Source organism: Helicobacter rodentium ATCC 700285, from assembly GCF_000687535.1.
GTDB classification, from domain to species: domain Bacteria; phylum Campylobacterota; class Campylobacteria; order Campylobacterales; family Helicobacteraceae; genus Helicobacter_D; species Helicobacter_D rodentium.
Genome location: NZ_JHWC01000001.1, coordinates 51,517 through 77,479, shown reverse-complemented (window position 1 = coordinate 77,479; position 25,963 = coordinate 51,517). Strand labels below are relative to the sequence as shown.

Here is a 25,963-nt window from a genome sequence, read left to right as displayed (position 1 = left end):
GATGATAGGATCATTTTATAATGGAATCAGCGGAATTAGAACACATCAATTTGGGATTGATTCCACATCAAACAATATTTCAAATGTCAATACAGTGGGTTATCGTGGCAATTTGCCAGAATTTAAAAGCCTTTTTGCAACGAGTATGGATTATGTCAATGCAAATTCTCCCATTTCTAATGATTATAACTATGGTTCTACAATAGGTTCTAATGGCATTAATGCAAACGATGGCACTTATGTGAGTGCGGAGGGGGATTTTAATGTTGCTTATAGTGGCAAGGGTTGGTTTGTTGTAGGGCTGAATAAGAATGGTGCTTTTGACCTTAACGCACCTGCGCCCGTCTATAATGGGACGCAACAAAATTATTTTACACGTGATGGTTCTTTTGGCTTGGATGGCGAAGGGTATTTAGTCAATTCTAGCGGTTATTATATGTATGGTATTAATCTTGGCAAAATTGCAGCAGATGGGACGATGACAGGAACAAACAACTTGGAGGGAGATTATGCAGGGCTTTCAGGTTCTAATTTGCAACCCTTACAGATTCCTAAAAACCTAACTTATAAGCCAACCCTTACCACAGAGGTAGGATTGTCTATTAATCTCAATCGCACCCAAAACCCAAAAGGAATCGGAATGATTCAAGACGAAACCGGTTCTTTCAGTATGGAGAAATTTCTTGCTCAAGATTTAAATGCTTTGATGAATGCAAAGGGCGAATTGTTAGATCCTCAAAATTACAAAGATATTACTATAAGCCTTGAAAGAGGAGGAGTTACGACAAAATACACTTTTACTTATGGTGGGGCAGAAAATGGCTTTAAAACAGTGGGCGAATTAATGAATCTCATCAAAGAACAAACCGGTTTAAATTTGGGTTTAAAGCTTGATAGTGAAGGAAATCCTAGTGATTGCTCTTTAGCTCTTAGTAATGGCGGTATGCAGGATGTAAAGGTAAGTATTAATGGCAAGTTAGCAGATAAATTGGGATTAAAGTCTAGCAACAATAATTTGGAATCTGCTTTTGGCAGTGTGATTAAGAAGTTTGCAGATAACACACAATACCAAGATAAAGATTATGTGAAATACAATGGAATGATTTTCCAAAAAAATGGCGATGGTGTAGCCAATGGCAATCCGCTTGATAATCCTAATGATTGGACGATTGTAGATACAAGCGGAGTGTCAGCTTACCAAAATGCTCAAGCAAAAGAATATGAAAAAAACGATCTTGTAGTGAGTGAAGGCAAGGTTTATAGAAAGCTAACAGATGCAGGCAATGTTACAGAGATTATAAATCCTATTACAGGCGAAGTTACGATTATGGCTCCTGCAGAAGATGCAGCCAATTGGGAAGAAGTTACCGCTTCCGTTTTAGGAGAAGTGGGAGAGTATGTAGAGGGCGCAACTTATGCGCAAGATTCTATTGTAAATTACAATGGAATCTTGTATCGCAAAACCAATGGCGATGGTAATACAAATCCTGCAGAAGATTCTATCGGTTGGAGTGTATTAAATGTTTCAAGCATTAGCAGCACACAGCTTCAAGTGCCTACCTATGAAACAAATACAGAAATTTATAGTGATTCTGGTGAAAAATTCATCTTAAAAAACCAATATATTTTAGTAGAACAAGCAGATAGAAGTGTAACTCCCGAAGTGTTAGAGCGTTGGGAAGTGCGAAGTAGTATTTATGATGGCGTTGGAAATGTGATGATTAGTGAGAATCCTGTGATAAGCGAAATCACTTTTAACAATGATGGCACTGCAAATGCAGCTCCTTTTGAAGTGCCTTTTAATGGTGGTAGTATTAGTGTGGATTTGACACAATCTAGCGATGGCAAAACTTCAAGTAATTTTGCTTATGCGGATTCCGCCACAAAAGCCACTACACAAGATGGCGTAGAACAAGGAATAATGAAAGATATCGTCATAGATGAAAATGGTATTATTATGGTGAATTTCACCAATGGGAAGCTAGAACCAATCGGACGCTTTGGAATCGCAGCTTTTGTGAATGATCAAGGCTTGAGCAAAGTGGGTGGCAATTTGTTTCAAATGAATGCGCGTAGAATCAATGGAGAAACTGCCGTTGTCAGTGGTCCTCCGATATTGGCTTGGGAAGAGGGTGGATTGGCAAAATTGAAATTTGGTAGAGTCCTAGACCATATGCTAGAAACTAGCAATGTGGATACCGGAACAGCCTTAACAGATTTGATTGTTTATCAAAGGGGCTACCAAATGAGTGCAAAATCTATCACAACTGCCGACCAGCTTATGCAAGAGGCGATTCAGCTTAAACGCAACTAGTTTTTAGTGAAGGGATAGAATCCAAAGCGGATTTTATTCCTTTAATCCTGCTAACGATTTTTCCTATATTTCTTACAGAACTTAAACTAAAGCGAGATTTCAATTGAAAAAAAGTAGAATTTGCCAAAAATTTTTGAGGTTAAAAAATGAAAACAAAAGATGTTAGAGCCTTATTTTTAGAATATTTTGCAAACAAAGGGCATAAGGTTTATGATTCTATGCCTTTAGTGCCTGATGACCCTACATTATTATTTACCAATGCAGGAATGGTGCAATTTAAAGATATTTTTACGGGTAGAATCCCGATTCCCTCTCCTAATATCGCCACAAGTGCTCAAACTTGTATCCGCGCAGGTGGTAAGCATAATGACTTAGAAAATGTTGGTTATACCGCGCGACACCACACACTTTTTGAAATGTTAGGAAACTTTAGTTTTGGAGCATATTTTAAAAAAGAAGCAATTGCGTATGCGTGGGAATTTGTTACAGAAGTTTTGGGATTTGATAAAAGTGTTTTGTATGTAACAATCCACGAAAACGATGAGGAAGCATTTAAGCTATGGAGTGAGCATATTGATTCTGCGCGCATTAAAAGAATGGGGGATAAGGATAACTTTTGGCAAATGGGGGATACAGGACCTTGCGGACCTTGTAGTGAAATTTTTGTAGATCAAGGTGCGGAGTTTTTTAATGGACCCGAGGATTATTTTGGTGGAGATGGGGATAGATTTTTAGAGATTTGGAATCTTGTTTTTATGCAGTATGAGCGCGATAAAGAGGGGAATCTTAAGCCTCTGCCTAAGCCTAGTATTGATACAGGTATGGGGTTAGAGCGCGTAGTAGCACTTTTAGAGGGTAAAAGGAGCAATTTTGATTCCTCGCTTTTTATGCCTCTGATTGCAAAAGTAGAAGAGATTACAAAGCAAACTTATTTTTATGAGAGTGGAGCGAGTTTTCGCGTGATAGCTGACCACGCTAGAAGTGTGGCATTTTTGCTTGCACAAGGTGTGAATTTTGATAAAGAGGGCAGAGGATATGTGTTGCGCAGAATCTTGCGCAGAGCCATTAGGCACGGCTACTTATTGGGGCTTAGAGAGCCTTTTGTGTATCAAGTTGTGCAAAGTGTATGCGAGAATATGGGCGCACATTATCATTATTTGGTTGAGAAACAACAAGGGATTATGGCGCAATGCAAGGCAGAAGAGCTAAGATTCTTTGAAACCATTGAAAATGGAATGAATCTTTTTAATAAGGAATTAAAAAAACTAAAAGAGGAAAAAGCAAACCAACTCTTTAGCGGTGAAATAGCATTTAGGTTATACGATACTTATGGTTTTCCGCTTGATTTGACGCAAGATATGCTACGAGAAAATGGATTTGGCGTAGATGTAGATAGTTTTGAAACTTGCATGAAAGCACAAAAAGAACAAGCAAAAGCAAATTGGAAGGGCAGTGGCGATAGCGCAAAAGAGGGAGATTTTAAATTATTGCTAAGTGAATTTGGGTTAAATGAGTTTGTCGGCTATGAAACAATGGAAGCACAAGGTAGAATCCTAGCACTTTTAGATGAGAATTTCCAACGCATAGAAAGAATCAAAAAAGGCGATATTGGATTTGTAATGTTGGATAAGACACCCTTTTATCCAGAATCAGGAGGTCCAGTAGGAGATAAAGGGAGTTTATTGCACAATGACGATAGAATTGCAGAAGTGCTAGATACTAAAAAATATTTTGGTTTAAATATTAGCAAAGTTCAGGCAATTCAAGATTTAAGGCTTAAAGAGGGTGTATTAGCAGTCGTGGATTCTGCGCGTTTAGAGATTGCAAAACACCATAGCGCAACACATCTGCTACACAAAGCATTGCGTGAGATTCTTGGCGTTCATATTGCGCAAGCAGGAAGCCTTGTTGAAGAGAATCGTTTGCGTTTTGATTTTAGCCACCCAAGCGCACTGAGCTATGAAGAGATAGAGAGAATCGAACAGCGCGTAAATGAGCAGATTTTAAGCGCAAATCCACAAATTTGTGAGCAAATGGATATACAAAGCGCAAAGGCAAAAGGTGCAATGGCACTTTTTGGTGAAAAATATGGAAAAGAAGTGCGCGTGATTAGCTTTGGGGATTCTATTGAGTTGTGTGGCGGAATCCATGTGCCAAACACTGCTTTTATTGGAAGTTTTTATATCACAAAAGAATCTGGTGTTAGCAGTGGTGTGCGCAGAATTGAAGCGGTATGTGGTAAAGCAGCGTATGAATGGGGAAAAAATGCGCTTTTAAGTGTTGAGAGCGCAAAGGAGAGTTTGAAAGCCCAAAACCTATTGCAAGGAATACAAAAGCTTAAAGAACAGGTGCGAGAATTAAAGAGTAAAATAAACAGCGGAGTGAGTAGTCTTAAGGAAATGGAATCTGAAACAATTGAGGGCGTGAAACTCATTGTTTTAGAATTTAAAGAAATGGAATCCAATGAGGCAAAAATAATTGTAGATAATGTTAAAAACGAGAATGATAAAGTAGCAATTTTACTTCTTACAACAGATAGCCAAAAAGGAAAAATAGGAATCACAGCAGGAGTAAAAGGTGTAGATATCAAAGCGGGTGCTTGGGTAAAGGAGATTGCTCAACTTCTAGGAGGCAATGGCGGAGGAAGAGACGACTTTGCAACTGCTGGAGGTAAGGATTTAGATAAGATTCCACAAGCTTTAAAGAGGGCAAAAGAGATTGTGAAAGAGGCATTAAAATAAAACAAAGCCCCTCGCAGGGGAGCTAGTTTAGAAGTTGTAAGGGTTTGTAGGATTTCTGTTTTGATCTTGCGTGAAAATGCGGACTGCTTCATTCACAGCAGAATTGACCGCATTTTGGAGTGTGATTTGAATTTGATTTGGGTTAAGTTTGGAATCATCACCAAAAACCACTAAATATTGGCTGTTTTGATTTTGAATACTTGATTTCCCTCTAAAAATTTTCATTTCATTGGGTTTGCTAAAATTAAGTTGCACTTCAAAAATTGCTTGATCGCTTGTCTGGGAATACCAAAAGCCTCTTTGTTGGTTTTGGGTATTGATATTGCCGAAAATCACCTCTAATTGATAATCTGTATTGTTTTCTTCTGTTTGTGGGGAAGATTGGAAGCAACCGCTTTGTGTGAGTGATTTTTCCACCATTTGTTGCACATCTGCATTTGCAAGAGTTAAGTCATTGTAGTCCCCGCTTTTTATATCAACAAGATGATAAGTAGCAATAGGGCTTGGACAAGTTTTTAAAACACGGATATTTGGTGTATCGTTAAATTTTTGCGCACACGCACTCAAGAGTAATGCACCTATGGTTATACAACAGCTTTTGATGACAAAAGTTTTAAATAAGGTTTGATGAACGCCCATAAACATTCCTTTGGCAAGATTTTGGTGAATTTGAAGCTTATTTTAACATAATTTATTGCTAATTTTTAGCAAGATTGATACAATACATAAACAATTTTAAAGGTAAATGCTTTGCATATTTTTAAAGAGAAAAAATTTATAATTTCAGAATTTTTCTTATGTTTTATCTTGGGTTTTGGAATCATTTTTTATGCACAAAACACGAAAGAGGGATTACAAAAGCAAGACACACTACTTTATAATGTCAATATGAGTGGAAAGCAAAGTTTGTTGGCACAAAGAATCGTTTTTCTTTCTCAAATAGTGGTTACAAATCGCATTTTAAATCGTAGTAATCCAGAGAGCTTAACCGAGCTTCGCAGTTGCATAGAGCAACTAAATTCTATTCACAGGATTCTACAAAGTTTTGTAGTTTCTACCATTGTTGGCAATGAAAAGCGTTCTACATTGGACGAAATGTATTTTGGCGGTGGAAATCTGAATTTTAAAATGGAAGAATTTTTAAATAGTGCAAATAAAATCTTTTTTTTACAATCTGCGCAAGATGCGTTTCGTATTAATCAAGAACTTCTACATCAGTTGGAAGATGATGATGGATTGTTGGCTAGTCTTGAACTTGCAACACTTAGCCATCAATTTTATGCACAAAATATCATTAAAGAATCGCAACTTTATTTGCAGATTCTTCTCTATGCTATATTGTCGATTTGTGGTTTGCAGATTCTGCTGTTTTTATGGGCTTTGACATATAAATATAAAGATTGATTTTAAACTTGCAAGAGGAGTTTATCTTGAAAAGTTTTTTCCCACTTTTGGCTTTAATGGTATTTTTGATTTTTCATTTAAGCATTTACTTTTTCTTTATCAGACAAATAATTCAGCCAAAGATTCCACGTTTAGTGCTTAAATATTTTTTGATTTTTAATTTTTTTGGCGTGATAGCTTATTTTGCAGCACGATATTTTGTGGATTTTCCGCAAAGTCTATATTTTTTGGTTTCTCTCTCTATTGGTGTAGGTTTTGTATTGTTTGTTGTAATGCTAGTTTATCAGATTTTAAAGCTTGTTTTATGGCTTTTGTTTTGGTTATTTCCTAGCTTTTCTAAGGAGCGCAGAGGATTCTTTCAAAGAGTTTTGAATCTCTCAAGCGGAATTTTTGCTTTAGGATATTTAGGTGTAGGGCTTGTAGAGGGCAGATTGCAACCAAAAATAGAGAGAGTAAAGATTCCATTGAAGAATCTTAAAAACTCAATGAATGCGGTGCAAATTAGCGATTTACATATTGGAGGATTGATTGAAGAAAATGTTGTGCGTCAAATTGTTCAACAAATCAATGCGCTAAAGCCAGATTTTATCGTGCTAACAGGGGATATTGTAGATACAGAAATTACAAAAGTGTCACGAGCCATTGCAGAACTGGCTAAACTCAATGCGCCTTTAGGGGTATATTTTATTGCGGGGAATCACGAGTATTTCCATAGTATTCAACCCTTGTTTGAAGGATTGAAATCCATTGGAATCCGTGTATTGGAAAATGAATGTGTGCAACTTGTTAAAAATCAAGGAACAAATGAAGAAGCAATAGTGAATTTAGCAGGTGTGTATGATTTGTTTGGACGCAGAATCGGGGTATTAGAGCCAAATTTAGAGCAAGCTTTGCAAGATAGGATAGAATCGCAACCTTTGATTTTGTTGGCACACCAACCCAAATTTGCCCTTGAAGTAAAAGAGCATCATCGGGTGGATTTAATATTAAGCGGACATACGCACGGAGGGCAAATCTTTCCTTTTCGATTCCTTGTGAAGTTGGACCAGCCCTATTTAGCAGGTTTATATCAACACAGCCCAACAACGCAGATTTATGTGAATCGTGGCACAGGTTTTTGGGGTCCTCCTATGAGGATTTTGTCACGTGCGGAAATTACATTCTTTGAATTTGTTGTAGGCGAATAAAATACTACAAGTAAATTTCAAACAAAAGTAAAGTATAATTCAATATTTGAAATTTGGAATGATATGAAAAATAAGAATTGTTGGGTATTTTTAATCTTGTTTATGACAAATTCCCTTTTAGGATTGGAATTTTATATTAATAGCGGAAGGGAAGAAAATAGTAATTTTGCTATCTTAACTTTATTGGATAATCAACCTTTTGAATGTGCGGAATCTTATGATAGAGAATCAGAAGTTAGTGAAATTTCTTGTAAATTTGATTCTGCTTTGCTTTCTCGTTTTCAGCGAAGTGAAACATTGTTTTTTTCTATTTCTCCAGAGAGTTTTGAGGATAACACGCAAGGTTTTTTTCTCAAAATAAAACCAAAGAATGGTAAAAAAATCAAACTTTATAATACAGAATTTAATCTCATTTCAGGAAAAATGATTCCAGAGGAGCATAATCAAAAATCCAAACATTGGCAGGTTTTAGGCTATGAAAATAAGCTTCCATTTTTTAATAGTCAGCCTAGCAATGGATTGAATTTTCCTATTTCTTTTGGGAATGATTTGCCAAGCATTGGTGTGCTAGATGTGCAAATGCGCCCAATGAATAATGAAGTAGGAGCGGATAAGGATCATTTTTTGCGCATACAATCTTTGGTATTAAATGAGTCGTATAATGAAGCTTTGAATGCCATAGATGAAATGTTGGGAATTTATCCTGAAACAATTTTCAAACGCGATGCGTTGTATTTTAAAATTGTTGCACTTGATGGTTTAGGTAAAGAGGAGAATTATGAGGATACAATGATGCTTGCTAAAGCTTGGTTGGAAGCTTATCCTACGGATATTCACGTGCCTCAAGTTTTATTTGTTTTAGCAAGAACCTATGCAAAAATGAACTTCTTTGAGGAAGCAAAATATTATTACGATAGGCTTTTCAATGAACATAAAGGCGATAAATATGAACTTTTAGCCAGACTTGATTATGGAGAGAATCTTTATCTTAGGGGAGATCGCAAAGTTGTTTTAACAATGTATGAATCTACTTTAAACGAGACAACCGATTTAGATGTCGCCTCTTTAGCATCTGTTTTATTGGGAGATTATTATCGTAAGGCGGGAAATAAAGCAGAAGCAGAAAAGTATCTTAAAAATGTTTTAGAAGCTAATAAAAAGTATTTTTTAAAAGATATTCCAAAACATTATAATATGCTTCAAGCTTGGGCGGAAGCTGGAATCGTAGATGTTCCTGCTCAAGTAGCAGAAGCAATGTTTGAAACATTAGAGGACGAGGACGATCCTCTTTATTTGCCAATCCTTAAAAGTATGGCAATGTGGTTTGATAAGGCGGGGAATCTTGAAAAAGCACATCAATATTATCAACTCCTTCTAAAAATAGTAGAGAGTGATGCGGAGAAACGAGAGATTCAAAATTTAGATGATAGTTTATTGCTAAATTATAACGAAAACAATGCAACAAAGAGATTGGAGCATTATGATTATGTATTACAGAATTATCAGGGCAAAGAGGAAGCCAAAAAAGCATTAGAGAAAAAAGCGCAGACTTTGTATGATTTACAAAATTATCAAGCTATTTTTGATATGAGGGAGGAATTAGAAAGGGAATTAGGGGAGAATCCTGCAGTTTTACTTAACTCTCTTGGGGCATTAAGCAGAAATGCGCTCCAAACTCAAAATTGCAAGGAAGCAGCATATTATGGTAGTTTATATCAAGAGAGGATTCCACTAGAAAGCGATGAAAGATTGCAAATGGTGGATTGTTTGAGGGAAAATAGACAATATACTGCCGCCCAAAAAATTGCTCAAGTAGAATCACAGAATGCAAAAACTCCAACAGATAAAGAAAAGTGGCTTTATCGCTTAGCGTGGGTGCAATACGAAATGCAAGATTATCCCAAAGCTTCCCTCGCGGCAAGGGATACTTTGAGTTTGTTGAGTAATCCTGCATATAATGATAGTGCTTGGGTATTATTTATGTCTTTAAGTAAGCAAGGAAGGAAAGAGGAAGCCTTTGAGATCCTGCCAATTTTAGAGGATAAATTAAAAGAGGATAATAAAATGATTGAGGTTTATAAAGAAGTATTGCAAAATGCACTTGCTAGTAGAGAGGATACAGCAATTAAGGTGTATGCAAACAAGCTTATAGCACTTCAAAAAAAATATCAACGTTTTGAATATTCTCCTTGGGTGGAATTGGGTTTGGTGGAGGCTCTTAATCGCGAGAGTAAATTCCAAGAATCCCTAGATTTGCTAAAAGACGCAGAATCTCACATTAGCAATGGAAAAGAGCAGATACAGATTTATTATCTGCAGGGGTATTTAAATGATAAGTTGGGCAATAAAAATGCAGCAATAGAATCTTATAGCCAATGCGAATCAGTCCAAGCAGAATCTCCTTGGAAAAATTTATGCACCGATGCCAAGAAATTGCTAGAAGATAAAAATGCAACCCAAACGCAAGGACAACAATGAAAAAAATAAACAATACAGAAAGCAAACAAGAAGTAAGCTTTGAGGAATATTTGAGTATTATTTCACAATGTTTAGAAAAATTAGAACAAGAGGAGATTACATTAAATGAAGGCTTGGAAATCTATAAAAAGGGTATGGAAAATTTGCAAAAAGCACAAAAAATCCTAGAAAACGCACAATTACAATGCGATGAACTTAAAATGCAATACAAAAAGGAAAATCAATGAAAATTGCCGCTTTACAACTCTCAAACACAAAAAGTCAAACCGAAATAGAATCCTATCTTAAGGCTGCTGTACAGACAAAAGTTAAGATTATTTTGTTTGGAGAATATTTGCTAAACCCATTTTTTAAAAATTTAGAATCCAAAAAGAGTAAAACAGCGCAATGGCTAGAGCAAATCAACAAAGAAAATGAAAACCTTTTGCAACTTTCTGCCAAATATGGAATTATCATTGTAACACCTATTTTAGAGGTTGTTGCTCATAAAATTTATAAAACAATTTTGATTATCAATAAGGGTAAAGCATTGCATTATAGGGCGCAGAAGTTAATGCCTTATGAGCATTGGAATGAAGCAAAGTTTTTTTCTAATACTATGCCAAAAAATCTTAAAACCCCACCCATTTTTAGTGTGGGCGGATTTAAATTCTCTGTTCTTTTTGGCTATGAATTGCATTTTGATGAGTTTTGGTTAAAATTTAAGAATGAAAATGTAGATTGTGTTTTGTTACCAAGTGCTTCTACTTTTGATTCCTCCTTGCGTTGGCGCAGTATTATTAAAATGAGGGCATTTTTGAATAGTTGTTATATTTTGCGCGCTAACAGGATAGGGCAATACGAGGACGCTCCAACCAAGACTTTATGGAATTTTTATGGGGATTCTTTGTTTGTTTGCCCCAATGGAGAAGTGATAGATTGTTTGGGTGATCGTGAGGAATTATTGATTGCCGAAATGGACAAGAAATACTTAAAAGATATTAAAGAATGTTGGAGGTTTCGTCTTTAAAAATGATAAAATTTTAAGTTTTTATTTAGGAATTTTAGATATAATCAAGGCTTTTCAATTAGCTTAAAAATAGTTTAAATTTTATCTACTTTTGGAGTTTTCTATGTCTGCAAAAAATGTCAATCAGCAATTAGATGAGTTGTTTCAAAGGGAATCCCAATATGTTTCTTATGAAAAGATTGCGCAAGTTTTGGGTAAGCTTCCTACTGCAGCCCAAGCAAAAAGGGTAAGTGATCTTGCAAAAAAATATAATAGAAAATTAATGTCTGCTTCAGAAATTGCAAAGATTCTAAACCAAGATGAAGCAAGAAAAATCAAAGAAGATAAAAAGCGTCTTTTAGATGAAGAGTTAGAAGATGAATTTGATTTTATGAAAGAGAGAGAACTCCTAGAGTGGAGTCGCAGTGATAGCCCTGTCCGAATGTATTTGCGTGAAATGGGGCAGATTCCGCTTTTAACGCGCGAAGATGAAGTGGAGCTTAGCAAAAACATTGAACTAGGCGAGAATATTATTTTAGATGCAATCTGTTCTGTGCCTTATCTCATTGATTTCATTTTGGATTACAAAGAAGCCTTGATTAATCGTGAAAGACGCGTTAAAGAGCTTTTTAAAAGTTTTGATGATGAGGAGGAGGAAAACGAAGAGGAATTAGATGAGAGTGAAGAATATGAGAATGAAAGCGGAGAGGGTGAAGAATCCAAAAAACCCATCAGTAAAAAAGATCAAAAGCGCGTAGAAAAAGTGCTTATCAGTTTCAAGGCATTAGAAAAGGCTAAAAAAGATTGGCTCAAAACTTGGGAACAAGAAAAAGATAATGAAAATTGTGAGGATATGCTTTATTTATTGACTTTAGCCCATAAAAAGCAACTCTTAAAAGAAAAATTACTTGATTTAGGTCCTACAAGCAAATTGATTAATGAATTAGTAAAAGCAATGGAGAATACGATTAAAAGTGATGAGGGTTTTGACAAAGAATTAAAACGTTTAGAGTATCGTTTGCCTCTGTTTAATGATATTTTACTAGCAAATCATAAAAAAATTTTAGATAATATTACCGAGATGAGTAAAGCAGATATTATTGCTGCTGTGCCAGAAGCAACAATGGTTTCAACCTATATGGAAATAAAAAAATTGTTCCAAACCAAAGCAGCAAGTGAGGGAAGTTTTGATTTAGAGCCAGAGAAATTGAAGCAAATTTTAGAGCAAATCAAAAGAGGAAAGGATATAGCCGATAAGGCAAAAACCAAAATGGCAAAATCCAATTTGCGTCTTGTAGTTAGTATTGCCAAAAGATACACAAACCGCGGATTGCCGTTTTTAGATCTTATTCAAGAGGGCAATATTGGATTAATGAAAGCGGTGGATAAGTTTGAATACAAAAAAGGTTACAAATTTTCCACCTATGCAACTTGGTGGATTCGTCAAGCAATCTCTCGTGCAATCGCAGACCAAGCTCGCACTATTAGGATTCCAATCCATATGATTGAAACGATTAATCGTATCAATAAAATTATGCGCAAGTTTTTACAAGAGGAGGGCAAAGAGCCAGATTTAGAAAAAATTGCCGAGGGTGTAGGGTTGCCTGTGGATAAAGTTAAAAATGTTATTAAAATCACTAAAGAACCTATCAGTTTAGAAGCACCTATTGGTAATGGAGAAGATGGAAAATTTGGCGATTTTGTGGAGGATAAAACCTCTGTTGGACCAATGGATCATATCTTAAAAGAAGATTTAAAGAGCCAAATTGATGATGTGCTAGACCAGCTCAATGAGCGCGAAAAAGCCGTGATTCGTATGCGTTTTGGGTTACTTGATGATGAATCTGATCGTACATTAGAGGAAATAGGCAAGGAACTCAATGTAACGCGTGAGCGTGTGCGACAAATAGAATCTAGTGCAATTAAGAAATTAAAACACCCAAAAGTGGGACGCAAACTCAAAAACTACATTGAGGATTGAAAATAAATTTGCAAAATTGGGGGCAAATAATGAAAATTCTAGGTTTTGACATAGGCGTTACAAGTATTGGTTGGGCTTTTGTAGAGGGAGAGGAATTAAAAGATTGTGGGGTGAGAATATTCACCAAAGCAGAGAATCCAAAAAATGGTGATTCACTCGCCGCACCGCGTAGAGAAGCACGAAGCACAAGGCGCAGATTAGCACGGAGAAAAGCTAGACTAAATACAATTAAAAGGCTACTTTGTGAAGAGTTTGGGCTAAACTTAAGCGATTATCTTGCAAATGATGGGGAATTGCCAAAGGCATATGAGACAACCAAAGATACCAAAAGCCCCTATGAATTACGCACCTTAGCTTTAGAGCAAAAGTTAGAGCCTAAAGAGTTAGCACGGGTAATTTTACACATTGCAAAACATCGTGGCTATGGGAATAAACACGCAAAAACAGGAAGCGATAAAGATTCCGGAAAGGTGTTAAGCGCGATTAAAGTTAATGAAGCAACAATGAATGCGAAGCGTTATAAAAGTGTGGGCGAATATCTCTATAAAGAATTTTATCAAAAAGAAAGATATGAGAAAAAAGGTAACACTCTCACAAAAGAATTTAAAAATGTGCGCAATAAGGGCGAAAATTACGAGCATTGCGTGGCGCAAGAACAGGTAAGGGCAGAGTTAGAGCTGATTTTTCAAAAGCAAAAAGACTTTGGAGCAACTTTTAGCGAAAATTTTGAATCCCAAATTTTGGAAACAGCCTTTTACCAAAGAGATTTAAAAAGTTTTGCGGATAAAGTGGGAGAATGTGTGTTTTATAAGGGTGAAAATCGCGCACCCAAAGATTCCTTAAGTGCTATGGAATTTGTTACACTCACACGCATTATCAACACCCTAAAAAACCTTGAAGAAAAGAGCAAGAATCTCGGCATTGGTGAAACCTATGGCAAAGATAAGATTCAAGAGATTCTAAAGGTGGTGCTAGATAAAGGCGAGATGAGTTATAAAAAATTGCGTGAGATTTTGCATTTAGATGAGCGGATTTTATTTGCTAAGGATCCCAAGCTTGACTATACTAAAGGAGTGCAAGAAGCGGAAAAAGCAAAGTTTATTGAGCTAAAGAATCTTAAAACCTTTAAAAAGGCAATGGGTGGAGACTTTGGCAAGTTTGCTCGTGAGGAGTTAGATAATATTGCTACGGAGATTACCCTCATTAAAAGCAAAGAAAATTTAGCGAAAAAATTACAAAACTATCCCGCATTAAGCAAGGAGCAAGTAGAAGCCTTAAGCAATTTAAATTTTGCAAAGCATATTGATTTAAGCCTTAAGGCACTTCATAGGATTCTGCCCTTTATGTATGAGGGGTTGCGCTATGATGAGGCGGTGCAAAAGGCAGGATTGCAAGAGCATAAAAAACATTTACAAAAGGGCGAGTTTTTAATCCCGCTAAAAGAGTATGAACCCTATTTGGCAAATCCGGTTGTTGCAAGGGCATTAAGTGAGTATCGCAAGGTGCTAAACGCGCTTTTAAGAAAATATGGAGCAGTGCATAAGATTCATTTAGAATTTACGCGTGAGGCAAAACTAAGCGCAAAAGAGAGGCAAAAGTATGAAAAGGAACAAAGAGGGCATTTTGAAGCAAACCAAAACGCAATCAAACAATGCGAGATTCTAGGACTGCCTCTAAATGGCGCAAATATTCTTAAAATGAAGCTTTGGATAGAGCAAGGGGAATGTTGTGTATATAGTGGAGATAAGATTACTGAAAGTGATTTAAAGGATTCCAATGCCTTACAAATTGACCATATTTATCCTTACTCACGCAGTTTTGATGATAGCTATATGAATAAAGTGCTTGTGTTTTCAAAAGAAAATCAAAATAAGCTTAATAAAACACCTTATGAAGCCTTTGGGGACGATAAAGAAAAATGGGATAGGATTCTAAGCTTTAGCACAAAACTTCCCAAGCAAAAGCAGCGCAGAATCAGCAATACAAACTTTAAGGATAAAGAGGGCGGATTTCTTGCTAGGAATCTTAATGACACAGGTTATATTGCACGACTTGCTAGTCAATGGAGCAAGGATTGTTTGGAGTTTTTGCCACTAAGCGAAAATGAAGTGAATATTGCAGGAGAAAAAGGTAGCAAGAAGCATATAGAGGTGATAAGTGGAAGCTTGACTACAACTTTGCGGCATTATTGGGGATTAGGCGATAAGGATAGAAACAATCACCTCCACCACGCAGTGGATGCAATCATCTTAGCCTACACGAATGCAAAAACTATTAAAGCATTTGCAGATTTTAGGAAAAATCAAGAACAAAATAAAGCAAAATTCTATGCTAAGCAAATTGCAGAATCGGAATATGAGGAACAAAAAGCTTTTCATAAAGCTCAAGTAAAAGTTTTTAGGCAAAGAGTTGAAGAAAAAATTAATGAAATATTTGTCTCTAAACCTCCTAAAAAAAGGGCTAGAGGGGCATTGCACGAGGAGACATTCTATTCTTTTGAGGACGAAAAACTTTTAAAAAGTTATGGTGGGAAGCAAGGTATAGAAAAGGCAATTAGCCTTGGAAAAATCCGCCAAGTAGGCACAAAGATTGTGAGCAATGGCATAATGGTGCGCGTAGATATTTTTAAAGATAAAAAGGGCAAATTCTATGGTGTGCCAATCTATACAATGGATTTTGCGCTGGGAATCCTGCCCAATAAAGCGGTAGCCATAGGCAAAGATAAAGAGGGGGTGATTAAAGATTGGATAGAAATGGATTCTAACTATGATTTTTGCTTCTCACTTTTTAAAGACGATTTGATCTTGGTGCAGAAAAAAGAAATGAAAAAGGCGGAGTTGTGCTATTTTGTGAGCTTTGGTTCTGCCAATGCGCAAATTAATGTAGAAAAGCACAACAATAAATTTGAAGGCTTAAGCGAAAATGAAAAGATTCTTTATTCTAATGCTACACAAAAGGAGGTGGCGGGTAAAAGCATAGGAATCCAAAACCTCAAAACCTTTGAGAAATACCAAGTCTCGCCTTTGGGAGAAGTGCAAAAGGCAGAGTTTGAATCCCGCCAAGAGATTAAGCTCAAAAGCAGTCCTAAAAGAAAAGGCTAAGATTCTAAAGGAGGGCGAGAAATGTTTGATTCAGCCTTTCGCACCTTATTTTTAAGCACACCCGCGCGATTAAGCCTAGAGGATAAACATCTTTGCATAGCCCAAAAGGGCAAAGAAAGCGTAAAGATTCCGCTTGTAGATATTTTATGTGTGATGTTAGAATCGCATCAAATCACGCTGACCAATGCACTGCTAAATGTGTTTGCACAATATAAAATCGTTGTTTTTACCTGCGATGAATCCCATTTGCCAAGTGGGCTATTTATGCCATTTTTAGGGCATTTTAGAAGTTTTAGCGTGTTGCAATCCCAGATTAACTTGAGCAAACAAAGAAAGGCGATTTTGTGGCAGCAAATCGTGAAAGCAAAAATTAATAACCAAGCCCTTTTGCTAAAAATGCTCCATAAAAAAGAAAGTGAGGAATTAGAATTCTTAGCTAAAAGTGTGAATCTAGGGGATTCAAGCAATAATGAAGCTAAAGCGGCGGCAATTTACTTTAAAGCTCTTTTTGGCAAAAATTTCTCCCGCAAAGTGCAAATTTTTGAAGAGAGTAAAATGGGAACGATAAATGCTGCACTCAATTATGCTTATACGATTCTGCGAGGAGTGATTACAAGAAGCCTTTGTGTAAGCGGACTAAATCCTGCACTTGGGATAAATCATAAAAATCAGTTTAATGCTTTTAATCTAGCAGATGATTTGATAGAACCTTATAGAATCTTTGCAGATCCTGTTGTTGTGCAGATGGTTGAAGTTGGGGAATTAGAGGAGGGCTTAAGTTTGCAAAATCGCGTGAAGCTTGCAGGTATTTTGCAGAGTGCGGTTATCGTAGAAAATAAGCTTTATCCACTCACACGTGCGGGTGTGGTGAGTGCGCAAAGTGTAGTGAAATGCCTTGAGAGAAAATCTTAAGCTAAAACTGCCGCTATTTTGCGAGGAAAAGAGCAATGGAAGAGAAATTTATGAGAGTGCTAGTGATGTTTGATATGCCAACTTGTAGTAAAAAAGAGCGTAAGGATTATGCGAAATTCCGCAAGAATCTTATCAAAGATGGCTTTATGATGTTGCAATATAGTGTTTATATGAGAATCTGCAAAGGTGTAGCAAGTGCCAATAATTATTTGGATAAAGTGGGTTTGATTGTTCCGCCAAAGGGACATATTCGGGCATTAATCCTTACTGAAAAGCAATTTGACAATATGCGATTATTGCTTGGAAAAAGAAGTGAGAATGAAAAAAGCCAATGCGCCAAGGCAACTTACGCTTTTTTGAAGGTTGGTTTTGACACTAAAAGATTTGCAATTAAAGAATGTTTTAGAGACAATAAATCAACTTTTTAAGTAGGAGATAATCTTTAGCTAAAAAATAAAATGGGTGAGCTTAGGGATTGACTAGGCTAACACCCTTGTGTTAGCTTAACCCTGCGGGAAGCTCACTTCCCTTATTTTAGCTGCTTGTTAAATTCCTTAGTGGGATTATATCTTAGATTTTCTTAAAAATCACTCATTTAGGATATTTTACACCCTTAAAGCTTTTCAAATACCGCAAAATAGGATAATTTGGAAAGTGTATTTTACCATAAAAGAATTTAACAAGCGGCTAAAACCTTGAAATAGATGAGATTGATGCAAGTTTATTTTACCATAAAAGAATTTAACAAGCGGCTAAAACAACTCATTCATTTTTTGCCTCCTAATTTTTATTTTACCATAAAAGAATTTAACAAGCGGCTAAAACCTAAACCCCATATCTTTACAATTTGAGGAAATTTTACCATAAAAGAATTTAACAAGCGGCTAAAACTAAGCGGAAGAGTTTGCAGTATAGGTATAAAAAAATATTTAGCATTAATGGCTAATTAATATTTAGTCTTATAGACTAAGATTTAATGAATTTTTTTACTAAATGTATTGACAAGGTATAAAATTTAGATTATAATTCCGCGTTTTAAAAATATATTTTGAATCGGAGGTAATTCTTATGAATTTCAAACCACTTGGAGAAAGAGTTCTAGTAGAAAGACTAGAAGAAGACACAAAAACAGCTTCAGGTATTATTATCCCTGATAATGCAAAAGAAAAACCACTAGAAGGAATCGTGAAGGCAATCGGTTCGGAAGTTAAAGAAGTAAAAGTGAACGACAAAGTTGTTTTTGGAAAATATTCTGGCACTGAAGTGAAATTAGACGGAAAAGAATATTTGATTTTAAAACTTGAAGATGTTTTGGGCGTCATTGCTTAGACAGAAAATTTTAGAGATTTTAATAAAAGGATAAAAAATGGCAAGTAAAGAAATTAATTTTTCAGATAGCGCAAGAAATAGATTGTATGAGGGCGTTAAACAACTCAATGACGCGGTAAAAGTAACAATGGGACCAAGAGGACGCAATGTGTTGATTCAAAAAAGCTTTGGTGCGCCAAGTATCACAAAAGACGGCGTTTCAGTAGCAAAAGAGATTGAATTAGCAGACCCAATCGCAAATATGGGAGCGCAACTTGTAAAAGAAGTTGCAAGTAAAACCGCAGACGCAGCAGGAGATGGGACAACAACCGCAACGGTTCTTGCGTATAGTATCTTTAAAGAAGGTTTAAGAAATATCACAGCAGGTGCGAATCCTGTACAAGTCAAGCGTGGAATGGATAAAGCAGCAGAAGCAATCACAGAGGAATTGAAAAAAATCGCTAAGCCTGTTGCAGGCAAAAAAGAAATTGCGCAAGTTGCAACAATCTCTGCAAATTCTGATTCCAAAGTGGGCGAACTCATTGCAGAAGCTATGGAGAAAGTCGGTAAAGACGGCGTCATCACCGTAGAGGAAGCAAAAGGAATCAATGATGAACTAAGCGTGGTAGAGGGAATGCAATTTGATAGAGGTTATTTAAGCCCTTATTTTGTAACCAATAGCGATAAAATGGAAGCAGAATTGGAACACCCTTATATTCTATTGACAGATAAAAAAATCACTTCTATGAAAGACATTTTACCGCTTTTGGAATCCACAATGAAAAGTGGCAAGCCTTTACTTATCATCGCAGAGGACATTGAGGGAGAGGCACTCACGACTTTGGTTGTGAATAAATTGCGTGGCGTGTTGAATGTTGCGGCAGTGAAAGCTCCCGGATTTGGCGATAGAAGAAAAGAAATGCTAAAAGACATTGCGACCTTAACAGGTGGTGAAGTAATTAGCGAGGAATTAGGCAAAACACTAGAGGCTGCAACAATTGCAGATTTAGGACAAGCTGCTAGAATCGTGATTGATAAAGACAATACAACCATTGTAGATGGAGCAGGTCAAAAAGATGCTGTGAATGCTAGAATCGCACAGATTAAGACACAAATCCAAAGCACTACAAGTGATTACGATAAAGAAAAATTGCAAGAGAGATTAGCAAAGCTTAGCGGTGGAGTTGCAGTCATTAAAGTGGGTGCAGCAAGTGAAGTAGAGATGAAAGAGAAAAAAGACCGCGTAGATGACGCGCTAAGTGCAACAAAAGCAGCGGTTGAAGAGGGCATTATCATCGGTGGTGGTGCGGCACTCGTGCGTGCAGCAGCAAAAGTTAGCCTAAAGTTAGAGGGCGATGAGAAAATCGGTTATGAAATTATCAAACGCGCTATTTCTGCTCCGATTAAACAAATCTCTACAAATGCAGGTTTTGATGATGGCGTAGTTGTGAATAATGTAGAGAAAGATTCCAATGCAAATCACGGATTTGACGCTTCTAATGGCACTTATGTGGATATGTTTGAAGCTGGAATCATTGACCCGCTAAAAGTTGCAAGAATCGCATTGCAAAACGCTGTGTCTGTTTCTAGTCTATTGCTTACAACAGAAGCAACAGTGCACGAAATCAAAGAAGATAAACCCGCAATGCCAGATATGAGCGGTATGGGCGGAATGGGAGGTATGGGCGGAATGATGTAATTTCGCTCCTCTTTAGGGATTCTTTAAGGAATCCTTAAAGGCTCTCTCCTTTTAATTTGTGTAATTTTATCCCTCTTGTATTAAATTGATAAAATAATGATTAGAATTTTAAGCCCACTCTTTTTCTTGTTTGCTTTATTAAATGCTGACGATGTAGTATTGGAAAGAGTTTTTAAAGATTTTAATATTAAGGGAACTTTGGTTATTGCAACGCTTAAGAGCGACAAATTATATGTTTATAACCAAAAAAGAGCAAATATGCGATTCTGTGCCGCTTCAACTTTTAAAATACCCCATACTTTAATTGCGTTGAATGAAAATATTGTTATATCAAAAAACGATAGGATAAAATGGGACGGAATCGTAAGGGGATATGCGCTTTGGGACAAGAATCAAACATTGCAATCCGCAATTCAAACAAGCTGTGTTTGGTGTTATCAGAAATTTTCACAAAAAATCTCCAAAGAAAAGTATGTCAGTTATCTTTCAAAATTTAACTATGGAAACAAAAGGGTGGGGAAAGATAAATCTGCTTTTTGGCTGAATGATGATTTGAAAATATCCGCCTTTGAACAGATAGAATTTTTAAAAAAGTTTTATAGTGAAAATCTCCCAATCCCTAAAAGCAATATTGACATAGTTAAGGATATGCTAATTATAGAGAAAAATGAACTTTTCACGCTTAGGGCTAAGAGTGGTTGGAATGGAATCCTTGGTTGGTATGTAGGTTATGTGGAAACAAGCAAGGAAGTTTATTTCTTTGCCTTAAATGCGGATGTTAAAAAAGAGGGGTTGCATTTAAGAAAAGAGATTGTTTATCAAGCATTAAAGTCTAAGAATATTTTATAAAACAAAGTGACCTCTTTATATTTTTTATATGTTTGGATACTTTTCTTTTAGATGCTTTATGCCATTGTTTTTTAAACACGCAGGGCAAGTTTTAGCCACTTATCAAAAGCTTTTATGGTAAAATTCCAAAAATTTAAAGGAAATATGATGTCTAATACACAAGATTTATGGAATCTCACCGCACTATTTAAAAATAAAGAATCCTTGCAAAATGCGATTGCAGAGAGTATAGAGAAAGCAAAAGCCTTTGAGGAAAGCTATAAAGATAAAATTGCTAGTCTGACGCCTACAAACTTTTACCAAAGTCTGCAAAACTATGAAAAGATTTGCGAGGAGCTTTCGCGCGTGATGACTTATGCCTTTCTTTGTTTTGCTTCCAATACCAAAGAGGGGGCATTTTATGCAGAATGTGAAATGCAAATCAATAAGGCACAAGAATCGCTTTTGTTTTTTGATTTGGAGTTTAATGCGCTAGATTCAGCATTGCAAGAGTGCTTTATCCAAAATGCCAAAGAATATCGGTATTATTTGGAGCTTTTAAGCAAGGATTCTAAGCACCAATTAAGCTTACAAGAGGAAACTATTTTGCTAAAAATGCAACCTGTGGGTGTGGATAGCTTCAAACGGCTTTTTGATGAGCATTTAAGCCATTTGCGTTTTAATATTTCTTTGAATGGCGCACAAAAGGAAGTAGGGGAGGAGGAAGTCTTAAGCCTCTTGTATGATAAGGAAAGAGAAGTGCGCAAAATGGCGCAAGAATCCTTAAGTGCAGGATTAAGGCAGAATCTTGATTTATTAACTTATGTTTATAATGTCGTGCGCAAAGATTTAAAAATCACCACGCAGCTAAGAAAATACGCAAACTTGGAGGAATCCCGACATTTAGATAACCAAACTACACAAAAAAGTGTGGATTCTATGGTGAATACGATTAATGCAAATGTTGGAATCGTGGAGGAGTATTACACCCTAAAGGCGAAAATTTTGGGCTTAGAAACGCTTTATGATTACGACCGCTATGCGCCTTTACCTTGCAAGGAGGAGGTGGAATTTAATTATCAAGATTCCAAAGCAATCGTCTTGAAAACCTTTGAGGATTTTTCACCCAAGTTTTATGCAATCGCACAACGCGCCTTCAAAGAGGGTTGGGTGGATTCTCACCCAAGAGAAAACAAACGCGGCGGGGCTTTTAGCCATAGCGCAGTGCCGAGTGCTCACCCTTATTTAATGCTTAATCACACCAATCGCAGACGCGATGTCTTTACGATGGCGCACGAATTGGGGCATACGATTCATCAAACTCTTTCTTATAGGGTTGGGTATCTCAATGCCGATACGCCTTTAACAACCGCAGAAACCGCTTCAGTGTTTGCGGAAATGCTATTGTTTGAGAAAATGAAAGAAAATCTAAGCAAGGAACAAAAAATTGAGCTTTATGCAGGGAAGCTAGAAGATGTGTTTGCGACACTTTTTAGGCAAAATGTCTTTACGAATTTTGAACGTTTGGTGCATCAAAAAGAGGGTGAATTAAGTAGCGAGGAGCTTAGCAATCTTTGGCAGGAGGAGAATCAAAAGATGTTTGGCAAAAGCGTAGTTTTGACGCCGAATTATCGCCTTTGGTGGTCGTATATTCCACATTTTATTCACACGCCTTTTTATTGCTATGCGTATAGCTATGGGCAACTTTTGGTTTTTGCGCTTTTTGGAGTTTATCGCCACAATAAAGCAGATTTTGTGGCAAAATACGAGGAGTTTTTAAGTCTTGGCGGTAGCAAGTCTCCCAAAGAGTTGGTGGGGATTTTTGGCTTAGATATTGAGAGTGATGATTTTTGGAATATTGGTATGAATGAAGTGCGGCTGTTACTAGAGGGCTTAAAGGGGCTTTTATAAGGAGGAGAAATGGAAGTTTTGCTGAAGGATAAGAAGTTTAGAGAATTATTGCAAGGGCATTGTTACGCTATCTTAGAATACTTAATTCACAAAAAAATTAATTTTTCTATTGTGTGTAATGTATCCCGTGTTAAATTTGAACCCGAGCTTCCGGATTCTATTAGGGGTTCTTTTAGTGATTTGACATTGTTTATCTTGGCGGGTTATACTTTTGAGAGTTTGGAGTTAGATTCTAAAAACTTATATTTTGAAGCAGGATTTGGCGAGGAGAATTTGGGCAGTTTTGTAACAACACCTCTAAATTCTATTGTGCAAATTTTATTACCCAATGATGAGGATTTACGTGCAGATTTTTGCGTCTATATAAATCTTTTAGCAACTTTTATGGGGGCAGAATCTAGTAAGGAATATGAAGAAGAGGGGATTCATAGTTCAATGAAAGCACTTTTAGCCAATCCAAAAAATAAAAGGTTTAAAAAATAATTTGCTATACTTCAAAATTTAGCATTTGAGTAATGGAGAAAAAATGGATAAAAAGATTAATTTAGAGTTATTCCGATTTGATATAAAAACAGACTATCTACCTTATTTTGCAAAATTAATTGTAAAAATCAATCCGCAAAAGTCATTATTGGATTTGCTTAAAATCATTCAAGAAAATGTAATGGAATATGGTTATAATGCCTATGGGTTCAAAATTAATGGTGTAGTAGTCTTTGATTTTGCTTTAAAAATTGAGGATTTGGTTAAGAATTTTGGTTCTGATTGGAAAATAGAGCCGCTGAATCCACATCTTGCACTAAAGGATTTAATCATCAATGTTGAGCCATTTTTGCAAAAAATAGAATCACTAAGAGAGGTTGGGCTTGATGAGTTAGCACAAGATGAAGTGCAAAGCGTCCTAAAGGATATAGAATTTAGAGGATTGGAATCTTTAGAAATAGAAACACAAAAGATTAAAAATGTCTTTTTACTTTCTTTTTTGCCTTTTGCTTATGCTACGCCTTTGAGCGTTGAGAATCCAGAATATTTGGGTGAAGCTTATTTTATTTTAGCAGCTTCTTTGTATGCAAAACATAAAACACAAAATATTTTAGAGGCAGTATGTGATTTAAAGAATGGAATCTTGAATGCACAAAGTTTGCAAACTTATTTGTTTCCTCAAAATGCAAAGTTTGATAGATGCATCAATGAATTAAAGATGATTATTTTTGAAATGAGTGAAAATCCAGAGATTCAATCTTTTAAATCAAAATTACTCAAAAAAGCTAATTTTTAAGGAGAGAAAGTGGAATCGCTTATCTTATTGCATAATAACTTATATCCGAAGTCTTCATATATTTTAATGCAAAACATTCAAGAGCTTTTGCAGAAATTACAAGTCCCTGTGGAAAAATCCTATAATCTCACATTGGAGGAGAAATTTTTACCTTTTATGGAGAGGGTAAAATATTATAAAAAATTATTTCTTTTGTTTTTGGAAGCGGAGAATCATAAAATCTTAGTGTGCGATTCTCAAAGTTTGTTAGAAATTGGACGATTTTTTCAAACCCTTTATGAGGAAACAGAATTAAGAGAGATTCTCTTAAAAGAGTGTGGAGCAGAAGTAGATATTCTATCCTTAGAAAATCGTTTTATTTTTGCCCCAGAAATTATCTTTAATGCACTCAAAACATTCAATTTTAAAAGACGTTGGGAAGGATTCAGATGTGCTTTTTTGATAGATAGAAAGCTTGAAAAATTAGTAATAGAATCCCAAATTATTCCAACATTAGAGGATATAACAGGTTTAAAAATCCTGCCATTTTTTAAAGAAAGTTATGCGTATTTGCTGCAAACCAATCCGCAATTAGCCTACAAAATGGGTGGAATGGATTATTATGAAATGATGGATAGCGGTGTGGATTTTATTTTAACCCCAAATATTGGAAACTTTGAATTAATGGATAGACATATCAAAAACTTGCAAGATTCTATGGGCAGGGATACTGCAGAGATTCCGTTGTTATTTATCCCACAAGTGATTTTAGCCTTATTCAATGAAACGACAAAAGATACCTTGCGTTTTGGAGAGCATATTATTTTACCTAGAATGCTTTAAGGATTAAAATGGTTATAGCACTAAAAGTGATTGTTTCACTTGTCATTGCGATGGCTTGGTATAAACTAACCTCAAACCAAGAAACTTCCATTTTCTTTTTTGTGTTAATGTTGATTATATTTTTTATCCGCCCTATCGCTTATCAAAGCCCAACCGAACGCGAAGAGTATTTAGAAAAATTTAAACGCTCCAAAGAGCGTCAAATGAATTTGGAAAGAATGCGCCGTGATGAAAAGAAAAAATCCGCAGAAGAGAAAAAAAAGAGAATGGGTGTGAAAGATGAGTAACAAAAAGCAATTAATGTTGCTTCAAACAACTACCACGCGATCAAATGCTACTCTATTAATTCAAGTTGCTTTGGAATCCAGACTTTGCGCTTGTGTCCAAGAAACCAATATCCAAAGCCATTATTTTTGGCATAATGCACAGAATCCAAAATTATTAGAAATTTGCAATGAAGAAGAGATTTTGCTTACTTTTAAAGTGTTTGAGAAAGATTTTAAAAGTTTGCGTAGGCTTATTTTGCAAAATCATAACTATGAGATTCCAGAAATTATTGGAATTAAACTTTCTAAAGTTTTGAAATCCTATAAAAAGTGGTGTGAAGAAATAAAAGTTAAATAATAATTTGGTGGAGCTGTGGGGAATCAAACCCCAGTCCAAAACTCAAATCTGCAATAATTGATTTACATACTTGCTTGGATTTTAAATCTTTCTTTATTAAAGAGAACTTCCAAAAACACTTTAACAAAGGCAACCTAAATCTTAACCTTGCGTTTGGTAGCACAAAGCGCATCTAGCTAGAATGATGTTCTTAAGAGAGTAGCTAGAATCCTAACTAAGAACAGCTCCAAAAGCTAATTAAACTTACGCAACTTTAGCGTAAGCAGGAGCGTAATTCGCGTTGTTTGCGTTTATATTTATGAACCAGTTTTACGACTTAGCACAAGTCGGTATGCAACTAAAGAAATTCAAATCCTGTCGAAATTCTAATCAGCCCCAAAAATTAA

21 protein-coding genes and 1 other RNA gene are annotated in these 25,963 nt (G+C 36.0%); 20 read left to right on the top strand and 2 right to left on the bottom strand.

All coding sequences use genetic code 11. The features are described 5' to 3' along the window. The first annotated feature begins 1 nt into the window (after position 1). On the top strand, positions 2-2,314 hold the full coding sequence (locus BS85_RS0100370; protein WP_026943043.1) for a flagellar hook-basal body complex protein: 2,313 nt from the start codon (positions 2-4) through the stop codon (positions 2,312-2,314). A 146-nt stretch (positions 2,315-2,460) separates the two neighbouring features. Further along, on the top strand, positions 2,461-5,055 hold the full coding sequence (gene alaS, locus BS85_RS0100365) for an alanine--tRNA ligase (RefSeq protein WP_026943042.1): 2,595 nt from the start codon (positions 2,461-2,463) through the stop codon (positions 5,053-5,055). A gap of 27 nt (positions 5,056-5,082) precedes the next feature. Here alaS and BS85_RS0100360 read toward each other — a convergent pair whose 3' ends face one another. After that, positions 5,083-5,694: a hypothetical protein gene (locus BS85_RS0100360; protein WP_026943041.1), complete on the bottom strand. Its 612-nt coding sequence runs from the start codon at positions 5,692-5,694 to the stop codon at positions 5,083-5,085. A 111-nt stretch (positions 5,695-5,805) separates the two neighbouring features. On the opposite strand from BS85_RS0100360, the gene BS85_RS0100355 reads away from it, so the two are divergent. The 18 genes from BS85_RS0100355 (at position 5,806) to cutA (ending at position 25,577) form a co-directional block, all read left to right on the top strand. Then, complete coding sequence (locus tag BS85_RS0100355) at positions 5,806-6,459, top strand: hypothetical protein (RefSeq protein ID WP_026943040.1); 654 nt, start codon at positions 5,806-5,808, stop codon at positions 6,457-6,459. Between the two features lie 26 nt (positions 6,460-6,485). Further along, positions 6,486-7,646 (top strand): metallophosphoesterase, encoded by a 1,161-nt coding sequence (locus tag BS85_RS0100350; RefSeq protein WP_026943039.1) that lies wholly within the window; start codon positions 6,486-6,488, stop codon positions 7,644-7,646. A gap of 63 nt (positions 7,647-7,709) precedes the next feature. Then, entirely contained in the window at positions 7,710-10,124 is a 2,415-nt protein-coding gene (locus BS85_RS0100345; protein ID WP_245596246.1) for a tetratricopeptide repeat protein, read from the top strand. Continuing rightward, entirely contained in the window at positions 10,121-10,351 is a 231-nt protein-coding gene (xseB, locus tag BS85_RS0100340; RefSeq protein WP_026943037.1) for an exodeoxyribonuclease VII small subunit, read from the top strand. Before BS85_RS0100345 ends, xseB begins: the two co-directional genes overlap by 4 nt. After that, the gene (locus BS85_RS0100335; RefSeq protein ID WP_026943036.1) at positions 10,348-11,133 is read left to right on the top strand and encodes a carbon-nitrogen hydrolase family protein; all 786 of its coding nucleotides are present in this window, start codon (positions 10,348-10,350) and stop codon (positions 11,131-11,133) included. Before xseB ends, BS85_RS0100335 begins: the two co-directional genes overlap by 4 nt. Positions 11,134-11,236: 103 nt before the next feature. Further along, positions 11,237-13,093, top strand: coding sequence for an RNA polymerase sigma factor RpoD (gene rpoD / locus BS85_RS0100330; protein ID WP_026943035.1), 1,857 nt, complete (start codon positions 11,237-11,239; stop codon positions 13,091-13,093). A 26-nt stretch (positions 13,094-13,119) separates the two neighbouring features. Beyond that, entirely contained in the window at positions 13,120-16,194 is a 3,075-nt protein-coding gene (cas9, locus tag BS85_RS0100325; protein ID WP_026943034.1) for a type II CRISPR RNA-guided endonuclease Cas9, read from the top strand. A 21-nt stretch (positions 16,195-16,215) separates the two neighbouring features. Then, a complete protein-coding gene (gene cas1, locus BS85_RS09955; RefSeq protein ID WP_051604608.1) occupies positions 16,216-17,106 on the top strand; it encodes a type II CRISPR-associated endonuclease Cas1 in 891 nt (296 codons plus the stop codon). A gap of 35 nt (positions 17,107-17,141) precedes the next feature. Further along, a complete protein-coding gene (cas2, locus tag BS85_RS0100315) occupies positions 17,142-17,534 on the top strand; it encodes a CRISPR-associated endonuclease Cas2 (protein WP_034550857.1) in 393 nt (130 codons plus the stop codon). A gap of 640 nt (positions 17,535-18,174) precedes the next feature. Further along, complete coding sequence (groES, locus tag BS85_RS0100310) at positions 18,175-18,435, top strand: co-chaperone GroES (protein WP_026943032.1); 261 nt, start codon at positions 18,175-18,177, stop codon at positions 18,433-18,435. Positions 18,436-18,472: 37 nt separating this feature from the next. Continuing rightward, complete coding sequence (gene groL / locus BS85_RS0100305; RefSeq protein ID WP_026943031.1) at positions 18,473-20,113, top strand: chaperonin GroEL; 1,641 nt, start codon at positions 18,473-18,475, stop codon at positions 20,111-20,113. Between the two features lie 96 nt (positions 20,114-20,209). Then, positions 20,210-20,962 carry a class D beta-lactamase gene (gene blaOXA, locus BS85_RS0100300; RefSeq protein WP_026943030.1) on the top strand — a complete coding sequence of 251 codons (753 nt, stop codon included), beginning with the start codon at positions 20,210-20,212 and terminating at the stop codon, positions 20,960-20,962. 147 nt (positions 20,963-21,109) lie between these two features. Beyond that, a complete protein-coding gene (locus BS85_RS0100295) occupies positions 21,110-22,852 on the top strand; it encodes a M3 family oligoendopeptidase (protein WP_026943029.1) in 1,743 nt (580 codons plus the stop codon). Positions 22,853-22,861: 9 nt separating this feature from the next. Next, complete coding sequence (locus BS85_RS0100290) at positions 22,862-23,335, top strand: hypothetical protein (RefSeq protein ID WP_026943028.1); 474 nt, start codon at positions 22,862-22,864, stop codon at positions 23,333-23,335. 43 nt (positions 23,336-23,378) lie between these two features. Beyond that, on the top strand, positions 23,379-24,131 hold the full coding sequence (locus BS85_RS0100285) for a DUF5644 domain-containing protein (RefSeq protein WP_026943027.1): 753 nt from the start codon (positions 23,379-23,381) through the stop codon (positions 24,129-24,131). A gap of 9 nt (positions 24,132-24,140) precedes the next feature. Then, positions 24,141-24,953, top strand: coding sequence for an HdrB C-terminal domain-containing protein (locus BS85_RS10770; RefSeq protein WP_026943026.1), 813 nt, complete (start codon positions 24,141-24,143; stop codon positions 24,951-24,953). Positions 24,954-24,961: 8 nt separating this feature from the next. Continuing rightward, on the top strand, positions 24,962-25,240 hold the full coding sequence (locus BS85_RS0100275) for a hypothetical protein (RefSeq protein WP_026943025.1): 279 nt from the start codon (positions 24,962-24,964) through the stop codon (positions 25,238-25,240). Further along, positions 25,233-25,577, top strand: a complete 345-nt coding sequence (gene cutA / locus BS85_RS0100270; protein WP_026943024.1) for a divalent cation tolerance protein CutA — start codon at positions 25,233-25,235, stop codon at positions 25,575-25,577. The genes BS85_RS0100275 and cutA overlap by 8 nt, the downstream gene beginning before the upstream one ends. A gap of 5 nt (positions 25,578-25,582) precedes the next feature. On the opposite strand, the gene ssrA is transcribed toward cutA, so the two are convergent. Beyond that, positions 25,583-25,954, bottom strand: a transfer-messenger RNA (tmRNA) gene (gene ssrA, locus BS85_RS11020). Between the last annotated feature and the right edge of the window lie 9 nt (positions 25,955-25,963).

Bases quoted from the DNA above. Each gene is read 5' to 3' on its own strand.
- BS85_RS0100370 (WP_026943043.1), top strand. From the start codon at position 2: ATGATAGGATCATTTTATAATGGAATCAGCGGAATTAGAACACATCAA.
- alaS (WP_026943042.1), top strand. From the start codon at position 2,461: ATGAAAACAAAAGATGTTAGAGCCTTATTTTTAGAATATTTTGCAAAC.
- BS85_RS0100360 (WP_026943041.1), bottom strand. From the start codon at position 5,694: ATGGGCGTTCATCAAACCTTATTTAAAACTTTTGTCATCAAAAGCTGT.
- BS85_RS0100345 (WP_245596246.1), top strand. From the start codon at position 7,710: ATGAAAAATAAGAATTGTTGGGTATTTTTAATCTTGTTTATGACAAAT.
- xseB (WP_026943037.1), top strand. From the start codon at position 10,121: ATGAAAAAAATAAACAATACAGAAAGCAAACAAGAAGTAAGCTTTGAG.
- BS85_RS0100335 (WP_026943036.1), top strand. From the start codon at position 10,348: ATGAAAATTGCCGCTTTACAACTCTCAAACACAAAAAGTCAAACCGAA.
- rpoD (WP_026943035.1), top strand. From the start codon at position 11,237: ATGTCTGCAAAAAATGTCAATCAGCAATTAGATGAGTTGTTTCAAAGG.
- cas1 (WP_051604608.1), top strand. From the start codon at position 16,216: ATGTTTGATTCAGCCTTTCGCACCTTATTTTTAAGCACACCCGCGCGA.
- cas2 (WP_034550857.1), top strand. From the start codon at position 17,142: ATGGAAGAGAAATTTATGAGAGTGCTAGTGATGTTTGATATGCCAACT.
- groES (WP_026943032.1), top strand. From the start codon at position 18,175: ATGAATTTCAAACCACTTGGAGAAAGAGTTCTAGTAGAAAGACTAGAA.
- groL (WP_026943031.1), top strand. From the start codon at position 18,473: ATGGCAAGTAAAGAAATTAATTTTTCAGATAGCGCAAGAAATAGATTG.
- blaOXA (WP_026943030.1), top strand. From the start codon at position 20,210: ATGATTAGAATTTTAAGCCCACTCTTTTTCTTGTTTGCTTTATTAAAT.
- BS85_RS0100295 (WP_026943029.1), top strand. From the start codon at position 21,110: ATGTCTAATACACAAGATTTATGGAATCTCACCGCACTATTTAAAAAT.
- BS85_RS0100290 (WP_026943028.1), top strand. From the start codon at position 22,862: ATGGAAGTTTTGCTGAAGGATAAGAAGTTTAGAGAATTATTGCAAGGG.
- BS85_RS0100285 (WP_026943027.1), top strand. From the start codon at position 23,379: ATGGATAAAAAGATTAATTTAGAGTTATTCCGATTTGATATAAAAACA.
- BS85_RS0100275 (WP_026943025.1), top strand. From the start codon at position 24,962: ATGGTTATAGCACTAAAAGTGATTGTTTCACTTGTCATTGCGATGGCT.
- cutA (WP_026943024.1), top strand. From the start codon at position 25,233: ATGAGTAACAAAAAGCAATTAATGTTGCTTCAAACAACTACCACGCGA.